The 19,302-nt window shown below is 37.0% G+C and carries 20 protein-coding genes and 1 other annotated feature; of the genes, 7 read left to right on the forward strand and 13 right to left on the reverse strand.

Going from position 1 to position 19,302, the window contains the following annotated elements; translation table 11 throughout:
• Window positions 1–248 precede the first annotated feature (248 nt).
• From ribD to ribH, 4 genes are read left to right on the forward strand one after another with little or no spacing between them, the layout of a single operon-like run.
• The gene (ribD, locus tag NSQ40_RS20940) at window positions 249–1,361 is read left to right on the forward strand and encodes a bifunctional diaminohydroxyphosphoribosylaminopyrimidine deaminase/5-amino-6-(5-phosphoribosylamino)uracil reductase RibD (protein WP_098101239.1); all 1,113 of its coding nucleotides are present in this window, start codon (window positions 249–251) and stop codon (window positions 1,359–1,361) included.
• The gene (gene ribE, locus NSQ40_RS20945; protein WP_018780817.1) at window positions 1,343–1,987 is read left to right on the forward strand and encodes a riboflavin synthase; all 645 of its coding nucleotides are present in this window, start codon (window positions 1,343–1,345) and stop codon (window positions 1,985–1,987) included. The genes ribD and ribE overlap by 19 nt, the downstream gene beginning before the upstream one ends.
• A 12-nt stretch (window positions 1,988–1,999) precedes the next feature.
• Window positions 2,000–3,193, forward strand: coding sequence for a bifunctional 3,4-dihydroxy-2-butanone-4-phosphate synthase/GTP cyclohydrolase II (locus NSQ40_RS20950; RefSeq protein ID WP_003200088.1), 1,194 nt, complete (start codon window positions 2,000–2,002; stop codon window positions 3,191–3,193).
• A 32-nt stretch (window positions 3,194–3,225) separates the two neighbouring features.
• On the forward strand, window positions 3,226–3,687 hold the full coding sequence (ribH, locus tag NSQ40_RS20955; RefSeq protein ID WP_003208313.1) for a 6,7-dimethyl-8-ribityllumazine synthase: 462 nt from the start codon (window positions 3,226–3,228) through the stop codon (window positions 3,685–3,687).
• A gap of 32 nt (window positions 3,688–3,719) precedes the next feature.
• On the opposite strand, the gene NSQ40_RS20960 is transcribed toward ribH, so the two are convergent.
• The 9 genes from NSQ40_RS20960 to NSQ40_RS21000 form a co-directional block, all read right to left on the reverse strand.
• Window positions 3,720–4,040, reverse strand: coding sequence for a hypothetical protein (locus tag NSQ40_RS20960; RefSeq protein WP_018766113.1), 321 nt, complete (start codon window positions 4,038–4,040; stop codon window positions 3,720–3,722).
• A gap of 357 nt (window positions 4,041–4,397) precedes the next feature.
• Entirely contained in the window at window positions 4,398–4,721 is a 324-nt protein-coding gene (locus NSQ40_RS20965; protein ID WP_033797239.1) for a GMC family oxidoreductase N-terminal domain-containing protein, read from the reverse strand.
• 228 nt (window positions 4,722–4,949) lie between these two features.
• A complete protein-coding gene (gene bioB, locus NSQ40_RS20970; protein WP_018766115.1) occupies window positions 4,950–5,948 on the reverse strand; it encodes a biotin synthase BioB in 999 nt (332 codons plus the stop codon).
• Window positions 5,902–6,762, reverse strand: coding sequence for a malonyl-ACP O-methyltransferase BioC (bioC, locus tag NSQ40_RS20975; RefSeq protein WP_033796407.1), 861 nt, complete (start codon window positions 6,760–6,762; stop codon window positions 5,902–5,904). The genes bioB and bioC overlap by 47 nt, the downstream gene beginning before the upstream one ends.
• Window positions 6,728–7,468: an alpha/beta fold hydrolase gene (locus tag NSQ40_RS20980; RefSeq protein WP_033797238.1), complete on the reverse strand. Its 741-nt coding sequence runs from the start codon at window positions 7,466–7,468 to the stop codon at window positions 6,728–6,730. Before NSQ40_RS20980 ends, bioC begins: the two co-directional genes overlap by 35 nt.
• A 1-nt stretch (window position 7,469) precedes the next feature.
• Window positions 7,470–8,651 carry an 8-amino-7-oxononanoate synthase gene (gene bioF / locus NSQ40_RS20985; RefSeq protein WP_033796406.1) on the reverse strand — a complete coding sequence of 394 codons (1,182 nt, stop codon included), beginning with the start codon at window positions 8,649–8,651 and terminating at the stop codon, window positions 7,470–7,472.
• Complete coding sequence (gene bioD / locus NSQ40_RS20990; protein ID WP_033797237.1) at window positions 8,617–9,345, reverse strand: dethiobiotin synthase; 729 nt, start codon at window positions 9,343–9,345, stop codon at window positions 8,617–8,619. The genes bioF and bioD overlap by 35 nt, the downstream gene beginning before the upstream one ends.
• Complete coding sequence (bioA, locus tag NSQ40_RS20995) at window positions 9,345–10,733, reverse strand: adenosylmethionine--8-amino-7-oxononanoate transaminase (protein ID WP_033797236.1); 1,389 nt, start codon at window positions 10,731–10,733, stop codon at window positions 9,345–9,347. Before bioA ends, bioD begins: the two co-directional genes overlap by 1 nt.
• Window positions 10,734–10,855: 122 nt before the next feature.
• On the reverse strand, window positions 10,856–11,212 hold the full coding sequence (locus tag NSQ40_RS21000) for a hypothetical protein (RefSeq protein ID WP_033797235.1): 357 nt from the start codon (window positions 11,210–11,212) through the stop codon (window positions 10,856–10,858).
• Between the two features lie 144 nt (window positions 11,213–11,356).
• Window positions 11,357–11,578: a binding site (T-box leader), on the forward strand.
• Window positions 11,579–11,835: 257 nt separating this feature from the next.
• Here NSQ40_RS21000 and nhaC point away from each other — a divergent pair.
• On the forward strand, window positions 11,836–13,209 hold the full coding sequence (gene nhaC / locus NSQ40_RS21005) for a Na+/H+ antiporter NhaC (RefSeq protein WP_097786607.1): 1,374 nt from the start codon (window positions 11,836–11,838) through the stop codon (window positions 13,207–13,209).
• Between the two features lie 74 nt (window positions 13,210–13,283).
• On the opposite strand, the gene cpdB is transcribed toward nhaC, so the two are convergent.
• Entirely contained in the window at window positions 13,284–15,626 is a 2,343-nt protein-coding gene (gene cpdB / locus NSQ40_RS21010; protein ID WP_097786608.1) for a bifunctional 2',3'-cyclic-nucleotide 2'-phosphodiesterase/3'-nucleotidase, read from the reverse strand.
• A gap of 459 nt (window positions 15,627–16,085) precedes the next feature.
• Here cpdB and NSQ40_RS21015 point away from each other — a divergent pair, with 459 nt between their 5' ends.
• Together NSQ40_RS21015 and NSQ40_RS21020 are read left to right on the forward strand one after the other, a co-directional pair.
• On the forward strand, window positions 16,086–16,856 hold the full coding sequence (locus NSQ40_RS21015) for a GDSL-type esterase/lipase family protein (RefSeq protein WP_097786609.1): 771 nt from the start codon (window positions 16,086–16,088) through the stop codon (window positions 16,854–16,856).
• Between the two features lie 72 nt (window positions 16,857–16,928).
• Complete coding sequence (locus tag NSQ40_RS21020; protein WP_018766123.1) at window positions 16,929–17,375, forward strand: MarR family winged helix-turn-helix transcriptional regulator; 447 nt, start codon at window positions 16,929–16,931, stop codon at window positions 17,373–17,375.
• 23 nt (window positions 17,376–17,398) lie between these two features.
• Here NSQ40_RS21020 and NSQ40_RS21025 read toward each other — a convergent pair whose 3' ends face one another.
• From NSQ40_RS21025 to argF, 3 genes are all read right to left on the reverse strand, one after another.
• On the reverse strand, window positions 17,399–17,572 hold the full coding sequence (locus tag NSQ40_RS21025; protein WP_003200119.1) for a hypothetical protein: 174 nt from the start codon (window positions 17,570–17,572) through the stop codon (window positions 17,399–17,401).
• 55 nt (window positions 17,573–17,627) lie between these two features.
• Window positions 17,628–18,179 (reverse strand): DUF2062 domain-containing protein, encoded by a 552-nt coding sequence (locus NSQ40_RS21030; RefSeq protein WP_003200118.1) that lies wholly within the window; start codon window positions 18,177–18,179, stop codon window positions 17,628–17,630.
• Between the two features lie 167 nt (window positions 18,180–18,346).
• On the reverse strand, window positions 18,347–19,297 hold the full coding sequence (gene argF, locus NSQ40_RS21035) for an ornithine carbamoyltransferase (RefSeq protein WP_003208404.1): 951 nt from the start codon (window positions 19,295–19,297) through the stop codon (window positions 18,347–18,349).
• Window positions 19,298–19,302 lie beyond the last annotated feature (5 nt).

Consider the following 19,302-nt stretch of genomic DNA (forward strand, 5'->3'; position numbering starts at 1 on the left):
GTTTTGAATCACTGTATATGTTTTATTTCATATACCTTTTTTTCTATGCTGAAATAAAAAGATACGACTAGCGTATAAAAAATTGATAGTTTGCTAGGCTTTTTTCTCATGCAAAAATATCAATTATCGTTAGGCTTCTTTCCTATACTCTCGTATTCGAACTATATTACTAGAAATCACGTCTCCCAAACCCCAAGGATACTATTATCCTTGGGGTTTTTTGATTTTTCTTAGGAGAGGTGAAAAGAATGACAGACCAAGAATATATGAGGATTGCCTTGCAATTAGCACAAAGTACTGCAGGTCAAACAAGTCCAAATCCAATGGTCGGTGCTGTTGTTGTAAAAGATGGAAACATCGTTGGAATGGGAGCGCATCTGCGTGCATGCGAAGAACACGCTGAAGTTCACGCTCTTCGCATGGCCGGTGATAAAGCAAACGGCTCCACTGTATATGTAACGTTAGAGCCGTGTAGTCACTTTGGAAAAACTCCACCGTGCTGCGATCTACTTATTGAAAAAAAGGTGAAACGTGTTGTAATTGCCACACTTGATTGCAATCCGCTCGTTTCAGGTAGCGGTGCAAAACGTTTGCAAAAAGCTGGTATTAGCGTAACTACTAGTGTTCTCGAAGAAGAGGCCACCGCATTAAACCGGTACTTTTTCCACTATATGAAAACGAAACTGCCGTTTGTAACAATAAAAACAGCGATGAGTTTAGATGGAAAAATAGCAACTACTACCGGGGAAAGCAAATGGATTACAGGTGAAGTTGCTCGTACAGATGTCCATCAATATCGTCATACGCACGATGCCATCCTTATCGGAGTGAATACTGTCATAGCTGATAATCCATCTTTAACAACACGCCTTCCAAACGGCGGCAAGCATCCGATTCGTATTATTTTAGATACACATTTACGAACTCCGCTATCCTCTCATGTCATTACAGACGAGATGGCACCAACATGGATTATTGTTGGAAAAGATGTAAATAAAGAAAAAATAGCGGGCTACGAATCTCAGGCGGTATCTGTACTTCAAATGAAGACGAGCCAAATTGAAATACGCGACCTTCTCCTCCTTCTCGGTGAGAAACAAATCCTTTCACTCTTTGTTGAAGGTGGACAATCGGTACACGCGAGCTTTTTAGAAACAAAGTGTTTCAATGAAATTGTGACCTATATAAGTTCAAAATTAATCGGCGGAAAAGATGCTCCAACTATGTTTGGTGGCACCGGCTTTATAAAACTGCAAGATGCAATCTCCTTGCAAATTCAAGAGATGAAACAAATTGGTGATGATATAAAAATCGTTGCTAGTGTGCGAAATGAGGTGCCTGCATGTTTACAGGAATTGTAGAAGAACTTGGAACTGTTTCGAATATCAGGCAAAGCGGAGAAGCGATGAAGCTAACAATTACAGCAAACACAATCTTGTCAGACGTAAAACTAGGAGACAGTATTGCTGTAAATGGGATCTGTTTAACCGTCACTTCTTTTACAGCGTCTTCTTTTACTGTTGATGCGATGCCTGAAACGGTGCGAGCGACATCATTACGTATGCTCGACACCAGCTCTAAAGTAAATTTAGAACGAGCAATGGCTGCAAACGGACGCTTTGGTGGACATTTCGTCACAGGGCATATCGATGGAATTGGAACCATTTTAAATAAAAAACAGCACTACAATGCTATATATTACAAAATTGGAATTCCAGATGATTTACTCCGTTATTGTTTACAAAAAGGGTCCATTGCTGTTGATGGCACAAGTTTAACAATATTTGATATAGATGAATCTTCCATTACAATCTCGCTCATTCCACATACCGTAAGCGAATCTATCATTGGTAAAAAAGCGGCGGGAGATATTGTGAATATTGAATGTGACATGATTGGAAAATATATCGAACGTTTTATTTCAAAGCCAACAAAGCGAAGCACTTCAGTTACAGAAAGCTTTTTACAAGAAAACGGATTTCTATAAGGAGGAAGCACAATGTTTCATCGTATTGAAGAAGCACTAGAAGATTTAAAACAAGGAAAAGTCGTCATCGTATGTGATGATGAAAGCCGAGAAAACGAAGGAGATTTCATCGCTTTAGCAGAGAACATTACACCAGAAACAATTAATTTTATGATTACACATGGCCGTGGCCTTGTCTGTGTACCGATTACAGAACAATATGCGGAACGCTTACAGTTAGAGCCTATGGTTTCTCATAATACAGATTCTCATCATACTGCGTTTACAGTAAGCGTTGACCATATTTCTACAACAACAGGTATTAGTGCTTACGAACGTGCAACGACTGTGCGCGAATTATTAAATCCGGATTCAAAAGGAACAGATTTTAATCGTCCGGGTCATATCTTTCCTTTAATCGCCAAAGAAGGTGGAGTCCTGCGCCGCACTGGGCATACAGAGGCAGCTGTTGATTTAGCAAAATTATGTGGCGCAGAACCAGCCGGAGTTATTTGTGAAATTATAAATGAAGACGGCACGATGGCACGTGTTCCTGATTTAGTACAAGTTGCAAAACAATTTAATATAAAAATGATTACGATTGAAGATTTAATCGCCTATCGCCGCCATCATGAAACGCTCGTAACAAGGGAGATTGAAATTACATTACCGACAGATTTCGGTACATTTCATGCAATCGGTTATTCCAACTCATTGGATCAGAAAGAACATATCGCTCTCGTAAAAGGAGACATTTCTACTGGTGAACCTGTTCTCGTTCGTGTGCATTCTGAATGTTTAACTGGCGATGTTTTCGGTTCATGCCGCTGTGACTGTGGTCCACAGCTTCATGCTGCTCTTTCTCACATTGAACGAGAAGAAAAAGGTATTCTTCTTTATATGCGCCAAGAAGGCCGCGGGATTGGCTTGCTGAATAAGCTCCGTGCATACAAATTACAAGAAGAAGGATTAGATACTGTTGAGGCAAATGAAAAACTAGGATTTCCTGCCGATCTTCGCGATTACGGCATTGGTGCCCAAATCTTAAAAGATCTAGGGTTACAGCAATTGCGTTTATTAACGAATAATCCAAGAAAAATCGCAGGTTTGCAAGGTTATGATTTAGAAGTTGTCGAACGCGTACCATTGCAAATGCCAACAAAAGAAGAAAACAAAACATATTTACAAACAAAGGTAGAAAAATTAGGTCACCTATTAAACTTATAATCTATTAATTATAATTAAAGGAGAGATATATTATGGTATTCGAAGGTCATTTAGTTGGTACAGGATTAAAAGTAGGGATTGTTGTTGGACGTTTCAATGAATTTATTACGAGCAAACTACTAGGCGGTGCACTAGACGGTTTAAAACGACATGGTGTAGAAGAAAATGATATTGATGTTGCATGGGTTCCAGGCGCATTTGAAATCCCATTAATCGCAAAGAAAATGGCAAACAGCGGCAAATACGATGCTGTCATTACACTAGGTACAGTCATTCGCGGTGCTACAACTCATTATGATTATGTTTGTAATGAAGTTGCAAAAGGTGTTGCCTCTTTATCATTACAAACAGACACCCCAGTTATTTTCGGCGTATTAACGACTGAAACAATTGAACAAGCAATTGAACGTGCTGGTACAAAAGCTGGCAACAAAGGATATGAATCTGCAGTTGCTGCGATTGAAATGGCTCATTTATCAAAACAATGGGCATAAAAAAAGAGGCTTTCGCCTCTTTTTTCTTCTATTTATTTTCCCACTTTTTTCCGCACATCTTTTATCAATTCAGCCATCGTTTTTCCTTCTGTCTTAATACGAAGATTTTGAGCTGTTTTCCAGACATTTTCTCGCTTCTTTTCTTCCTCTACAATATGTAGCTCTTTTCTTACTTCTTTTAGATCCTTCCCTTCAGTTTCAATACCAAAATGCTCAGCTTTTGTTCGAAAATGCTGTTCGATTCTTTGCTGCATTTCTTTCTGTTCCGGATTTTCAGCTGCCTTAACAGGATCGGTGCTTATTGCCTTTAATAAAATAAGAAAGGTCATAATAGCTAGTATATATTTGTGCATGTGAAATCCTCCAACCCGAAATAAATTACACCTTTACTATGTACAATTACAGGGTGGAAAATTCGCCCACACAATTAAATTTTTTACTAAAAAGCTACTTATCTGAAGGACTAGAGGTACTTTATTACATTTTATTTACAATAAAATTTCACGAAAGACTACATTCATAAAGCTACAATCAATTTTTATTCATCGCTTAATTAAGTAACATCGTTCAAAACTTGAACGGTGTTGAAATAAGCTAAATTTCTAAGAAAGCTAATGTTAATATTTCACAATTATTGCTTAATTAAGACGAAGTAATAGAAAACGTTCACAAGAAAAAACGACTTTTTTAACATTTAATTATTAATCTTCCTAACATTCAAGATCACTGTCATCCATACTATATGGGCAAAAATCTTCTTGAATAAATCGCACTGCATTTAAAGCGATTATCTGTGCAGGCATAGAAGGATTACCATCTGGCAATCTAAGTTGCCGCCCAATTACTTGCTCTATTTTAGACAAAATATTAAATGAGAACTTATTATCAGTAGCTAAGGTAAGTGCATTCACCACAGAAGGATTACTTAATTGATTCGTCATATTTGTCCCTGCTTCAAGAACTAGCACGGAAGTACATTTATCATCTGTCAATTCTTTAGCAATTACCCCTCCAGCAGTTCCAGCACCAATCACAATATAATCGAAATATTTTTCATTTACTTTTTTATTCCAACCTCCATTTCTTTATTTTCCATATATGTTATTCGTTAGTGAAAAGGATACTTGTACACAAAGGAAAATATTGTATTTTACAATTAGAAACAGCCATCCTTTCATGGAGTCTCCATGAAGGGATGGCTGCTTTATCTATTCTTTACTCGATAGCTATAGCCCTACAAAAGGAACTTTGTCCTCACATTTTTATAATGCACATTCCTCAATCTCAAACCCTAAATCTTCAATCATATTCCAATCTGCTGTTGGCTCTTGCCCCTCTGTTGTTAAATAATCACCAACAAAGATTGAATTTGCTGCGAATAAGCCAAGCGGCTGCACAGAGCGCAAATTAATTTCGCGGCCACCGGAAATTCGAATTTCTTTTGATGGATTGACAAATCGCATCATCGCTAGTACTTTTAAACATTCTACTGGTGTTAATTCTTTCTGTCCTTCAAGCGGTGTTCCCTTTACAGCAACAAGGAAGTTACATGGAATAGAATCCGCATCTATACGTTGTAATTCAAGCGCAATTTCAACGCGCTGCTCTTTCGTTTCCCCCATTCCAAAAATCGCACCAGAACATGGGGAAATACCCGCTTGCTTTGCTTTTTCTACTGTATCTACACGATCATCATACGTATGTGTTGAGCAAATGCTATCATAATTGTTTGCATGTGTATTTAAGTTATGGTTATAACGGTGAACACCTGCTTCTGCTAAGCGTCCTGCTTGATCCTCATTTAAAAAACCTAAGCAGCAGCAAATTTTCAAATCCGTTGTTTCACGGATTTCTTTCACTGCACCGATAACATGATTTACTTCTTTATCAGTTGGACGACGACCAGATGCAACAATACAGTATGTACCCGCTTTACGGCGAATTGCTTCGTGTGCACCTTCAATAATTTTTTCCTGTGTTAACCATGCATACTTATCGATTGGTGCCTCTGAAACGATAGACTGTGAGCAATACCCACAATCTTCTGGGCATAATCCAGACTTCGTATTAATAATCATATTTAATTTTACTTTTTTACCAAAATGATGATGACGTATGATATAAGCTGCATTCATAATCTCTAATACTTCTGTATCATCTGCTTCTAAAATAGCTATCGCTTCTTCTTTCGTTATACTTCTGCCCTCTACTACTTCAGATGCAATTTGCTTCCAATCTACTTTTGTTTGTACTTGTTTCATTTCTTCTCTTCCCCTCTTTTTCAATATACGCAAATAAAGCATGGTACGTTGCTACAATTTGCCCTTCTTCCGTGAAATCTTTTTCGTATATGCGGAGCATAGTTCGAAAGATAGACGGGCTTTGACAGTAAGATTCTGCATTGCTATTCGTCGCGCCTACTTTCCGAATCGATTGCAGAAACTCACGAACTGTAGCAAACTTCTCTATGTAACATGTTTCAGAAACATGAACATCCCCTGTTACACTTTCACATACATCTTGCAGCTGTTCTCTCGTTAAAAAATGTTGTCCAACAGATGCATCATTTTGCATATTTCTTTCTTCTTTAGCACTTTGAAATGCCGTATGAAGTTCTTGAAATGTTTGCTCTCCAAATGTTGAAAATAACAACAAGCCATCCTCAAATAAATGATGATGATATAAACGTTTCACCGTTGTTTGCAAATCGTTTAGCCATTGAAATGTTGCACTTGAAATAATGACATCAAATGACTCACTTAATGTAAGATGTTCAATATCTTCACACCGAAATGTCACAGATTCCACGTGATTTCTCGTTTTCGCAACAGCAATCATACTTTCAGCAAAATCAATTGCAGTAATTGCTGCATTTGGAAAGGAAACAGCTAATTGCTCAGTCAAATAGCCTGTGCCACATCCGAGTTCTAAAATACGGATGGACGACATCTTGTGATAGTGTTTTTTCATTATAGAAATTAATTGTTGCGCCATCTTTTTTTGTACACTTGCATATTGATCATAGGATACAGCTGCCCCATTAAATCGTTTTTGTAATAACGTTTTGTTGATCATTTTGTATCCCCTCTACAAACTGGATGATTTCATTTGCGCAATATTCGGAATCAGTTACACAAAGTGCATGCCCAGCTCCATTTATTACTTTAAGCGCCCCATTCGTATTTTCTTGTATATAGCGAGCAGCAGATAGTGGACATATCGCATCCTGTTCTCCATGAAGAAGTAATACCGGCATCTTTACATGCTTTAACTGACTTCTCATATCCATCTCTATTAAATAATCAAGTCCCAGCTGTAAAGATTCAATGAAATCACCTTGAAAACGTTCTGCAATGTCTTCAAATTGTTCACTATCTTTTATCTCTTGTTTTGTAAACATACTTTTATAGAAACGCTCCAATGTGTGGTCCTTTCGCTTCACTAAACTTCTTTTCATCCGCTCTACAAAAGGAAGTTTCCATCCACTCTCGTAATTTTCATCCACTGTAAACTTTGCTGTACCACCTATTAAAATCATCCCTTTTACCCACACTCTATCACATGCTTGAAGGGCAGCTAATGCACCAAGTGACCATCCAATCAAAATCACATCCTGCCCTCTTGCAGCTTCTGCTACTCGTTCTGCAAACTCACTAAGTTCTTTTACACCACGCCATTCAACATGCCAGACAGAATATTCCTGAAAATATGGAAGTAATGGATCCCATACTTGTTTTTCCATCCCCCATCCAGGAATGAAAATAAGCTCAGGCTGTTTCATCTCATTCCCCCTCTTCTTTACCAATTCGAATGATTTGCTCAATAGCCCATTGTAAGTCAGCTTTTGTATGTTCAGATGTAACTGCGAATCGGATTCGCGAACTATTATATGGAACAGTTGGTGGCCTGATAGCAATTGCAGCAATTCCTGCCTCCTGCAGTTTTTCACTAAAATGTAGCGTAGCTTCATTCGACGCCACAATAATTGGTACTATATGTGTTGAACTATCACCAATATTGAAACCAACTTCTTCTAAAGCATTGCGGAAATAAGCTCCATTTTCTAAGAGCCGCTGCCGTCTTCCTTCATCTTCCTTCACAATTTCAATTGCACGTTTCATTGCGCCAAGTGTCCCTGGCGGTAATGCTGTTGTGAAAATGAAGCTTCTCATCGTGTTTTTCATATAATCGATACAAATTGCATCACCTGCTAAATAAGCTCCATAACACCCTAGCGCTTTACTAAACGTTCCCATATGAATGTCGATTCCTTCAGAAATTCCCTGCTCTACATGCGCTAAACCAGCACCATGCTTTCCATATATTCCACCTGCATGCGCCTCATCAACCATCAATAATGCTCCATATTTTTCTTTCAGCATAATCAACTCTTTTAGATGCGCAACATCTCCATCCATGCTAAAAACCGTGTCTGTTACGATTAACTTTCGCTTTGCGACAGGTGCCATCCGCAACAATCTTTCCAAATATTCTAAATCATTATGTCGATATCTTTTATGTTCTGCACCGCTAAGCATAATCCCATCAACAATGCTGGCATGATTTAACTTATCGCTAAAAACAATGTCGTGACGCCCAACTAAGGAAGAGATTGCCCCGACATTTGCTGAATATCCACTGTTCACAATGATTGCTTTTTCAGTTTCTTTCCAATCACAAACACTCTGTTCGACCTCTTCATATAGTGCATAATTTCCTACAACAAGTCGTGATGCTGTCGCTCCTACTCCATATTCCTTTGTCGCTACAATAGACGCTTCTTTTAATCGTCTATCTCCCGCCAAGCCTAGATAGTTATTCGAAGCTAAATTTAACATACGTTTTCCATTCCTAATAAGCCATGGTTCTTCAGCTTGCTCAGTCATAACTACATGTCGATATTGTGATTTCTCTTTCAAACGATTTAAACTAGAGTGAAAGTGTAGATTCCACGTTTGATCCATGTTTGACGAACTCCTCTAAATTTGAAATCGTAATATTCTCTTCTGCTGCTCTCAATAGTTCTTCACGCGTAAACCCTTCTTGAAGCTCTGGTAGTAAACCCAAAACCGGAATACCACTTAACTCCTCAATCATTTCTTTATTCTCTTGCACACGTTCCTTCTCACATTCCTTACAGCCGGATAAAATAACACCCGCAACTGTTAAACCATGAGCTTTCGCATACGAAATCGTTAAAACGGTATGATTCACAGTACCTAACGCCGGACGCGCGACAATAATAAGTGGTAATTTCAATTCCTTTGCAAAATCAACCACTAAAGCATCTTCTGTATATGGGACTGCAAGACCACCTGCACCTTCTACAAGCAAACTATCAAATTCTGTCATTAACTCATTATAATGAGCCGTAATTTGTGCTAGTGTCACAGTTCTTCCTGCTCGCCGCATTGCCAATCTTGGCGCGAGAGGTTCTTCAATAGAATAAGGACAAATGCGATCAGCCTCTGTCATTACTCCTGATGTCATTTTCAATCTAACTGCATCCCCTTCTGGATTCGAAGCGATGTGCCCGCTTTGCAATGGTTTATATATCCCTACGTTATACCCGCGATTTCTAAACACTCCTGCTAATGCACCTGTAACAACTGTTTTTCCCACTTCCGTATCCGTTGCCGTTATAAAAAAGCCACCCATTATTCTCCCTCCGTAACATCTGCAATTGCTTGATATAAAATGTGCAGCATTTCATCAATCTCATCTACTTGAGATGCTAACGGTGGCATAAATACAATGGTATTACCAAGCGGACGTAAAATCATTCCTAGTTCTCTTGATCGCTTACACACTTCCACGCCTACTCGCTCCGTCCACTCAAACGGCTCTTTCGTTTCTTTATTTTTCACAAGTTCAATTCCTACCATCAATCCACACTGACGAATATCTCCAACATGTTTGTATTCATAAAGTGCTTCCAATTGTTTCCCTACATATTCTGCTTTGTATGCAACATCTTTTACTAGATTTGTTTTTTCATAAAGTTCTAAATTAGCAATTGCAACTGCGCAACCTAATGGATTGCCGGTATAACTATGACCATGGAAAAATGTTTTCTGCTCTTCATAGCTACCTAAAAAAGCATCATAAATTTCATCTGTTGTCACAGTAATAGCTACCGGTAAATACCCACCGGTTAAGCCTTTTCCAGCTGTTAAAATATCCGGTGTAACATTTTCATGTTCACAAGCAAACATTTTTCCAGTACGACCAAATCCCGTTGCCACCTCATCTGTAATAAATAAAACATTATATGTTGTACAAAGATCTCGAAGACCTTTTAAATATCCTTTTGGCATTGTAATCATACCGCCTGCACCTTGCATTAACGGCTCTACAATAATCGCTGCAATCTCATCATGTTTTTCTTTTAATAACTCTTCCATTTCTTCCAAATGTTTTTGAACAATTTGTTCTTTGTCATCCCCATAAGGAGAACGATATGTATATGGATATGGCATTTTTATTGCTTCAAATAAGAGCGAACTGTACACTTGGTGAAACAAGTCAATCGCTCCTACTGAAACAGCTCCAATTGTATCTCCATGATATGCTTCTTTTAATGTAATAAACTTTTGTTTTTTAGGTTTTCCTTTATGCTGCCAATATTGAAAAGCCATCTTAATTGCAATTTCAACAGCTGTAGAACCAGAATCTGAATAGAATACTTTTTTCAAACCTTCCGGAACAACTTCAATGATCTTTTCTGCAAGTAAAATCGATGGCACATTTGCAAGTCCTAGCATAGTCGAATGCGCGACTTTATTTAATTGTTCACGAATTGCATTATCTAATTCAGGAACATGATGTCCATGAACATTAAGCCAAATGGATGAAACGCCATCCCAATAACCATTTCCATTTACGTCATATAATTTACGGCCTTCTCCTCGCTCAATAATAACTGGCTCTTCCGCTAAATAGTCCTTCATTTGCGTAAATGGATGCCATACGTATGCTTTATTTTTCTCAGCCAACTCTTCATATGTATAGGTTGTTCTTTTACTTGTATTGCTACTAACAGTCACAATTGCCACCCCTAATGTTAACTTTTATATAAATATAGTTAACATTAAAACTAAAATACTGTCAATTATTTTAAAAGGTAAATGTTCTTAAAAAAGAACGACTTATCATAAGATAAGTCGTTTTATTTTCCATGCTGAATCTTTCCGATTTCCAAAATAATCTCTTCGTCTTTTTTCCCTTCAGTATCAATTCCAAGTTTTTTTGCATGTTCTATAAGCAGCTCATGACGCTTTTCAAACCTTGCTGCATTTAACTCTTTTTGAATTTCTTTTTCTGTTTTCCCTTCAAGAGAAACACCTAATTTAGCAGCTGTTTTCTCTCTATTCTTTTCTTCTTTGACTTTCTCTAATTCCTTTGTTTCTACTTTTTGCTCAACCTTTAATTTCGGTTGATCTGGTGATGCCGCAAATACTGTATAAATTCCAGCACCTCCACCAAGAACAAGTAAGGTTGTCAAAAGAAATAATTTTTTCTTCATTCACTCCCCTCCTTTCTATTTTCATTATAACGCACAAATAAGAACTAAAAAAAACATTCTCTCGTTATTTTCTTAAAAAAAATAATAAATATATATGTTGACATATGTGATAGATATGTGATAAAAATTTAACTAACATCATATGAATCGGCGATGATAGGATTTAGTAGTATTTCGTTTTCTGATTTCAGAGAGCTGGTGGTCGGTGCGAACCAGTACAGAGCGAATTATGAATTACCCCCTGGAGCTTCTTTTACGAAACGTTTGGAGTAGTGAAAGACGGTTATGGACCGTTATTTCTACAGAGTGGTGAAATGAAACTGTTTCACAATTTAGGGTGGTACCGCGATTTTTTTCGTCCCTGCATATACTGCAGGGGCGTTTTTTATTTTCTGTTGGTGCATATTATACGACCCTTTATTTTGTGCTACGTTCATTTCACAAGCTAGGGTGGTACCGCGATTCTTTTCGTCCCTGCATATTTATATGCAGGGACGTTTTTTTATGATGCTAAACAATTACCGGTAATTTGTCGCAAAATTCCAAATTTTAGAAGGAAATATACAATATTGGCGAATTTTATATAAAAAAGAACTATTTTAGATTATTAGGAGGGGCAAACAATGGTTTCAAAAATTGAATCTATTCTTTTAACATTTTTCATCTTTTTCTGTATTGGCTTTAGCGTTATTCAATTAGGAACATCACCACACATTCCAATTTTATTTGGCATTATCGTACTATTAGCATTTGGATTTATTAAAAAAATCCCTTGGTCTACTATGGAAAAAGGAATGATAAGTAGCATTTCAGCTGGCATTCCATCCATTTTCATCTTTTTACTTGTTGGTGTTCTAATTAGTGTTTGGATTGCCGCTGGAACAATTCCAACATTAATGGTATACGGCTTCGGGCTTGTATCTCCAAAGGTTTTCATTCCAACAGTCTTTGTTGTTTGTGCAATTGTTGGAACAAGTATTGGCAGCGCATTTACAACAGCAGCGACAGTAGGACTTGCTTTTATGGGAATGGGTACTGCTCTTGGATACGATCCAGCACTTATTGCTGGTGCAATTGTTTCTGGAGCTTTCTTCGGGGATAAGATGTCTCCTTTATCAGATACAACAAACTTAGCTCCTGCTGTAACAGGAGTGGATCTATTTGAACATATTCGTAACATGCTTTGGACAACAATTCCTGCTTTCATTATTGCCTTTATCGCTTTCTTCATTTTAGGAAGTGGTTCTTCAGGAAATGTTGATTTCTCTACTTTTACAAATGCGTTAGAAAAGAATACAATCATTTCAATTGTCACACTTATTCCGATTCTATTACTATTCGTATGCGCATTTAAAAAAGTACCGGCTGTTCCAACTTTACTTGCTGGCATTGTAGCTGGTATTATCATTCTCTTTATTTTCAAGCCGGGTACATCACTTGCTGATTTGATGAAAATTATGCAAGATGGCTATGTTGCTAAGACAGGCATAAAAGATATTGATAGTTTATTATCACGCGGTGGATTACAAAGTATGCTTATGTCAATTGCACTTATTTTCCTTGCTCTTTCTATGGGTGGGTTACTACAAGGAATTGGCATTATTACTCAGCTTATGAACATTATTTCTAATTTCGTTAAGACAAGCACTCGTTTAATTATTTCTACCGCTTCAACAGCAATTGGAGTTAACTTCTTGCTTGGTGAGCAATACTTATCTATCGTTTTAACAGGACAAGCATTTGCTAACAAATACGATGAAGTCGGTTTAGAACGCCGTAATTTATCACGCGTACTAGAAGATGCAGGCACAGTTGTTAATCCTCTTGTACCATGGGGCGTAAGCGGCGTCTTCTTAGCAAACGTACTAAGCGTTCCAACAATTGATTATGTTCCATACTCAATCTTCTGCTTAGCTTGCCCAATCGTTACAATTATCGTTGGATTCACAGGATTCGGGCTTTCATGGAAAAAAGAAAAAACTGTTTCAGTTTCTTAAATGAAATATAAAGAAAAAGGGATTACCACTATCGGTAATCCCTTTTTTCTTTATTCCTCTATTTGCGAACGTTATTATCTATTTGCTTTTTTTCGTCTAAATAACATAAACACGCCTGCTCCAACAAACGCAAGTCCCGCTCCAATTGTAGAGAAGACACTCGCTCCCGTTTTTGGTAAATCACGCTCTACTTCGTTTGTTTCTTTATCTTCACTTACATTTGTAGGTTCTTTCGTATCTTTATTTTCACCTTCAGTAGGTGATGTTGGTTTATCCCCACCGTTTCCTTCATCTGTCGTTGGCGGTGTTGTTGGCTTATCCCCATCATTTCCTTCACCTGTTGTTGGCGGTGTTGTTGGTTTATCTCCATCATTTCCTTCACCTGTTGTTGGCGGTGTTGTTGGCTTATCCCCACCGTTTCCTTCACCTGTTGTTGGCGGTGTCGGCTTATCTCCATCGTTCTTTTTCGTTAAATCAATTGCATATTTTGCAAACTCATTTTCAGATGGACCAACATAAGAGATTTTCCCATCTTTCGCAATGTATTTTTGCGCATTTGGTGAAGAGTCAAATGTAGTATTTAATTTTTCAGCAACGATTGGTTTAAACGCCCAGTTTTGATCTGCTGCTGGATTAATAACAGGTGTTTCTTTCATATATTTCGTAATGATTTGACGCGTTTCATCTTGAGATTGATACACAACTTTACCTTTACTTACACCAGGGAATGTTTGACTGCTGCCACGATAGTTATTGGTAGCAACAATAAATTCTTGATCATAAGCGATTGGTTTCCCATCATATGATACGTTCACAATACGATTCGCATTTGGATTTACTACTTTTCCATCTTTATCATATTTTGCTGGTTGTGTCACATCAATTTCGTATTTTACGCCATCTAAAATATCAAAGTTATATGTAGGGTAGTTCACATTTACTAACGACTGTTCTTCTGCTTTAGCTGGATCAATTTGATTGAACTGACCTGCAGACATTTCAAGCCATTCTTTTACTTGTGCACCATTTACTTTTACAGCATACAGTGTATTTGGATATACATATAAATCAGCAACGTTTTTAATCGCTAAAGTTCCTGCTGGAATATCAGTATAATAAGTTGCACCATTTCGGCCGCCTGCTTTAAAAGGTGCACCTGCTGATAAGACTGGGATTCCTTTATATTCACTGTATTGTCCATTTTCTGCAAATAACTTTTCTACATACCATTTTTGAGCATTCGTTACAAGCTGTACAGACGGATCATCTTGTACAAGTGAAAAATAACTGTTAATTGGTGCTGTTGTTTTACCGACAGGTGTATTTACATATTTAATCGTTGCTTCATGATCGTCTTTTATTTCATTAACTAAATTCTTATCAGATTCTACTAATGCATTTCCTTTACTATCAGAAATCGGACGAACACTTGGGACCGATTTATCTTTTTGCACTTCCCACTTGCCGTTTACTTTTTTCAGTTCCATATCAATGATACCTAGATTACTTCCGAAAACACCAGGCATTACAACTGGAACACCTTTATAATTGTCCGTTATTACCGTATGTGAGTGGCCCATTAACACTGCATCAATACCAGGAACTTCTGTTGCTAAATAATAGGATGCATTCTCATCCTTCCTACCAGGTTTATAATCACTTTTATCGACACCAGAGTGCGCTAATGCAACAATGATATCTGCACCTTCATCCTTCATTTTCGGAACCATTTTATTCGCTGTTTCTACAATATCTTTTGCTTTTACTTTTCCTTCTAAATTCGCTTTATCCCACCCCATAACTTGTGGTGGTACAAAGCCCATTACGCCGATTTTTACTTTTTGCTTTTGACCAGATTCATCTTCTACCTCTTTTACAAAAATATGGTATGGTTCAAAGTAATTTTTATCGTTCTCTGGATTATCATCATGATCGTCTATATACACATTTGAGTTAATAACTGGGAACTTCGTTTTACTAGTCGCCTTCTTTAAGTAATCCAAGCCATAGTTAAACTCATGGTTTCCAAGAGAAATGACGTCATACTTCATTAAATTCATTAAACGATATAACGGGTGGACATAGTCTCCATCCAAACCTTTTTGCGCCACATAATCCCCAAGCGGCGTCCCTTGTAGAGCATCCCCATCATCAAATAGTACAGAGTTTTTCGCTTTTGCACGTTCCTCATTTACAAGAGTTGCTGTCTGAACTAAACCAACTTTATTATCTGTTTTCGTTTGATAATAGTCGTAGTTCATTAAGTTAACATGAATATCAGAAGTTTCTAAGATTCGTAATTTAACTGTACTTTCTCCTGCTTGTTCCTCTGCATGAGCAATAGTTGGCATTACTTGAGGTGCGATAACACCTAATGCAAGCGTCGCTCCTGCTAGCGCTTTCTTTGATTTCTTCACAAAAAATCCCCCTTATTAAATTGTCCCTTTAAAAACAAATAAAATGAACTTTTCATCAAACTCTAATAAAGTATTCTCTACCTTCATTCTCTTATTTCCTTATATTAGAATATTAGAGTGACGCCTATTCACTTATCCCGCTATTTGCGGGCAGTAAGATCCTCACCTCAAAATTTAGCAGAAGCAAAAAAGTTAGATGGGGGATCAACTGCCCGTAAAAGCCCGATTGGTTCAACTAACCATCAGGTGAAGGGATGAAGAAAATCCCCCACTGATGGAAGTTTCACCTTATCTGACATTATCATATCGAACATACTTTCATATCGTCAATAATTTTTGACATACTTCTACAAATTTTATGTAAATTTATTGTAAACTTTACATAAAGATATAATATAACCTTCCATTACTTATACAGCTAAATATGATACAATAACCAATTACAAGGAGGATAATTTTATGAAAAAAGTCATCTTAATTATTGTTTGTCTCCTCCTTCTAATCATTTCTTATTCGCATTTTGAAAAGAACGATGAGACAACAAAACAAAAAGAAAAATCAGCATCATCTACTCCTCATTGGATTGATAAACAAACAAATGATTCCTTCTATCATCTTGTCCTAGGCGATTCTCTCGCAAAAGGATATGGCTCGACACAAGGAGGATTTGCCGAATTAGCTTCCAAGCAAATAGAGGAACAAATTCACAAACCGATTAGAGTAGAAAACCTTGGAGTGAACGGACTTACAACAGATCGTCTCGTTCAAAAAATTCAGGCAGAAGAAGTGCAGCAAAAAATTAAAGAAGCAAATATAATTACCATTAATATTGGAGGAAATAATTTATTCCGTTTAAATCGTGATGTAGGTGTTATAGATGGTATTAAAATGTTAAATAAAGAAAAAACTCATTTTGAAGAAGACGTAAAAAACATTGTAAAGACCGTTCGGACTCTCAACCCAAATGCTTTACTCATTCTATCTGAGCTCTATAACCCTCTACAACTCGATGATTCAATTGCTTCTTATGCAGATATGTTTTTAGATGGCTGGAATGATGCGGTTTACTCAATTTCAAAAGCGAATCAACCGTCCATTGTTTTACCAATTCGAAAATTAATACCAAATGATAAAAAAGAATTATTGTACGATCAAGTACATCCAAATGATAAAGGTTATGAAATTATTGCCAACGCGTTTACTAAACAAGTTCTATCCTACAAATATTAAAACAAAAACGAACAATTCTATTTTTATACAGTACCTTTTTTTGTTACAATGATAATGGAAGGGGGCCTTTATATGGAATCACGCGAATGGGAACGTATTGTTGATCATCTTCTTTCGTTAGTGCCTCTTTTTTATCGCAAATTTATGCTTCCTGGAGAGTTTTCTTCACAAAGGCACATGCCACCGTCACATACACAGGTGTTACTGCTATTGCATGAACGTGGCACATTAGCAGTGTCAGAAATCGGAAGGCGATTAGCGATTTCAAGGCCCAACATGACACCTCTATTAAATAAATTGATTCAAGAAGAACTTATAGAGCGTCACTACAGCGAAAAAGATCGACGAGTCATTTTAATTTCTCTAACACTAGAAGGGAAATCGTCAGTAAGTCAATATCAACAATTCATTTTAGACAAACTAAAAGAAAACTTTCAAACATTATCGGAAAGCGATCGTGAACAACTCATTCACTCGCTTCAAACGATTCAAAATTTAATTTTGAAAACAAACGTATAAAGCTGCTTCCAAAGGAAGCAGCTTTATGATTCATAATAGTTTCCATAATATACATTTGAATACGGCCATGTTGTTAAGTATGGTTTTTGCTCCGGAGAAGGCTGCGCTTGCTGATATGTTTCAAACTGTTGCCTTGTATAAGGAACAGGATAATAATGCACATATGAGTATGCTTGAGGTACATAGTAATAATACATTCATTCACCCTCCTTTTTTAAGCATATTCAAGGCGGAAAATGAATGTGACATTCTTTATATTTGTACAAGTGGTTCTCTCGCGCGTTTTTTTCTTTTTTTCAAACGTAACTTACGGTTCTTTTCATATAAATAATGCACAACAAAATAAGATATTACTCCAAATACAACCCCGAAAATTGTCATCCCAATTAATACATATACTTCACTCTGTAATAAGCTCTTTAACATAATAAAAATATTACTCGAGAAAAGATCAGATATTGTATATGGTTTATGCTGAATTACCTTTATTTCAAATGGATATAAAGTTTTCCCTAATGCATATGCAAACGGAAACAAAATTACCGGAAGAAATGATATTTTTCCGATAATATTACCAATAACCGCTGCTGGAAAAGATCCCTTTGCTAAGCGTACAATTGGATAAAAAATAAGATAAACAAGTGACGCTGTATAAATCACCAACATTTCCAAAGCAAATCCAATCGCAAATCCACGTGACACTTTCTTCGCTCCTTCTGGCGACCGGAGCAACTTATAATAATGAAATTTAAGCACTCTCCAAATACGTTGAAAAAATGAATATGTTTTTTTACCTGTTTGCACAATTATCATCTCTTTAATAGTTTTTTCTCTTCGTAGTATGAACTTAATACTACGACACAAACAACCCTATTTAACTTCACTTATACTAACTTCATCTTATTATAAATGATACAAAGAACATTCACCAAATATACATCAGACATTTCGTAACAAAAAAACCTCCCCGATTAGGAAGGTTTTTTGATGTTTTGAAGTAGACTTACCAATAATGCTTTTTGAGCGTGCAATCGATTCCCTGCTTGCTCAAAGACAACAGAATGCGATCCATCTATAATTTCTCCTGTTACTTCCTCTTCACGATGAGCGGGTAAACAATGTAAGAAGCGATACGTTGCTTTCGCATGCTGAACAAGTTTTTCGTTCACTTGAAACGGTTGAAATAATTGATATTTCCCTTCCGTATCTTCTTGCCCCATGCTCATCCAAACATCGGTATAGATAAAGTCAGCACCTTTCACTGCCAACTCCGGATCATTCAAAACTTCAATATTTGCTCCCGTCTCATTTGCAATTTCTAGCGCACGCTTTACAATTTGTTCATTCGGTTCATACCCTGGGGGAGTCGCCACTGTCATATGCATACCGACTTTTGCACTTGCTAGCAGTAAAGAGTGACATACATTATTTCCATCCCCTAGGTAAGCAAGTTTAATCCCTTTAAATGTATGAACTTCTTCATAAATTGTCATCAAATCAGCTAATGCCTGACACGGATGATGATCATCTGTCAATCCATTAATAACAGGAATACTTGCTTCTTTCGCAAGCTCCTCTACATCTGCGTGCGAGAATGTACGAATCATAATTCCATCAATATAATGAGATAATACTTTTGCTGTGTCTGAAACACTTTCTCCTCTGCCAAGTTGCATTTCTTTTCCACTTAGAAACATTCCATGTCCACCGAGTTGTACCATTCCTGCTTCGAAAGAAACACGCGTACGAGTTGAATGTTTATCAAAAATTAACCCTAATATTTTCCCTTCTAATAAAGGTTCATGCTTCTCTTTTTTTAAATACATTGCAAATTCAATTAGCGCAATTATCTCCTCTTGCGTCAGTTCTTCTAATGTTAAAAGATCTTTCGTTTGTAATTTCGGTACTTGTATAGTTGACATAGAAT

It is taken from the genome of Bacillus sp. FSL K6-6038 (genome assembly GCF_038050455.1).
GTDB lineage: Bacteria > Bacillota > Bacilli > Bacillales > Bacillaceae_G > Bacillus_A > Bacillus_A pseudomycoides.

What these genes read in the sequence shown, in the direction of transcription:
- ribD (WP_098101239.1), top strand. Translation starts at nt 249, where the DNA reads ATGACAGACCAAGAATATATGAGGATTGCCTTGCAATTAGCACAAAGT.
- ribE (WP_018780817.1), top strand. Translation starts at nt 1,343, where the DNA reads ATGTTTACAGGAATTGTAGAAGAACTTGGAACTGTTTCGAATATCAGG.
- NSQ40_RS20950 (WP_003200088.1), top strand. Translation starts at nt 2,000, where the DNA reads ATGTTTCATCGTATTGAAGAAGCACTAGAAGATTTAAAACAAGGAAAA.
- ribH (WP_003208313.1), top strand. Translation starts at nt 3,226, where the DNA reads ATGGTATTCGAAGGTCATTTAGTTGGTACAGGATTAAAAGTAGGGATT.
- NSQ40_RS20960 (WP_018766113.1), bottom strand. Translation starts at nt 4,040, where the DNA reads ATGCACAAATATATACTAGCTATTATGACCTTTCTTATTTTATTAAAG.
- bioB (WP_018766115.1), bottom strand. Translation starts at nt 5,948, where the DNA reads ATGAAACAAGTACAAACAAAAGTAGATTGGAAGCAAATTGCATCTGAA.
- bioC (WP_033796407.1), bottom strand. Translation starts at nt 6,762, where the DNA reads ATGATCAACAAAACGTTATTACAAAAACGATTTAATGGGGCAGCTGTA.
- NSQ40_RS20980 (WP_033797238.1), bottom strand. Translation starts at nt 7,468, where the DNA reads ATGAAACAGCCTGAGCTTATTTTCATTCCTGGATGGGGGATGGAAAAA.
- bioF (WP_033796406.1), bottom strand. Translation starts at nt 8,651, where the DNA reads ATGGATCAAACGTGGAATCTACACTTTCACTCTAGTTTAAATCGTTTG.
- bioD (WP_033797237.1), bottom strand. Translation starts at nt 9,345, where the DNA reads ATGGGTGGCTTTTTTATAACGGCAACGGATACGGAAGTGGGAAAAACA.
- NSQ40_RS21000 (WP_033797235.1), bottom strand. Translation starts at nt 11,212, where the DNA reads ATGAAGAAAAAATTATTTCTTTTGACAACCTTACTTGTTCTTGGTGGA.
- nhaC (WP_097786607.1), top strand. Translation starts at nt 11,836, where the DNA reads ATGGTTTCAAAAATTGAATCTATTCTTTTAACATTTTTCATCTTTTTC.
- NSQ40_RS21015 (WP_097786609.1), top strand. Translation starts at nt 16,086, where the DNA reads ATGAAAAAAGTCATCTTAATTATTGTTTGTCTCCTCCTTCTAATCATT.
- NSQ40_RS21020 (WP_018766123.1), top strand. Translation starts at nt 16,929, where the DNA reads ATGGAATCACGCGAATGGGAACGTATTGTTGATCATCTTCTTTCGTTA.
- NSQ40_RS21025 (WP_003200119.1), bottom strand. Translation starts at nt 17,572, where the DNA reads ATGTATTATTACTATGTACCTCAAGCATACTCATATGTGCATTATTAT.
- argF (WP_003208404.1), bottom strand. Translation starts at nt 19,297, where the DNA reads ATGTCAACTATACAAGTACCGAAATTACAAACGAAAGATCTTTTAACA.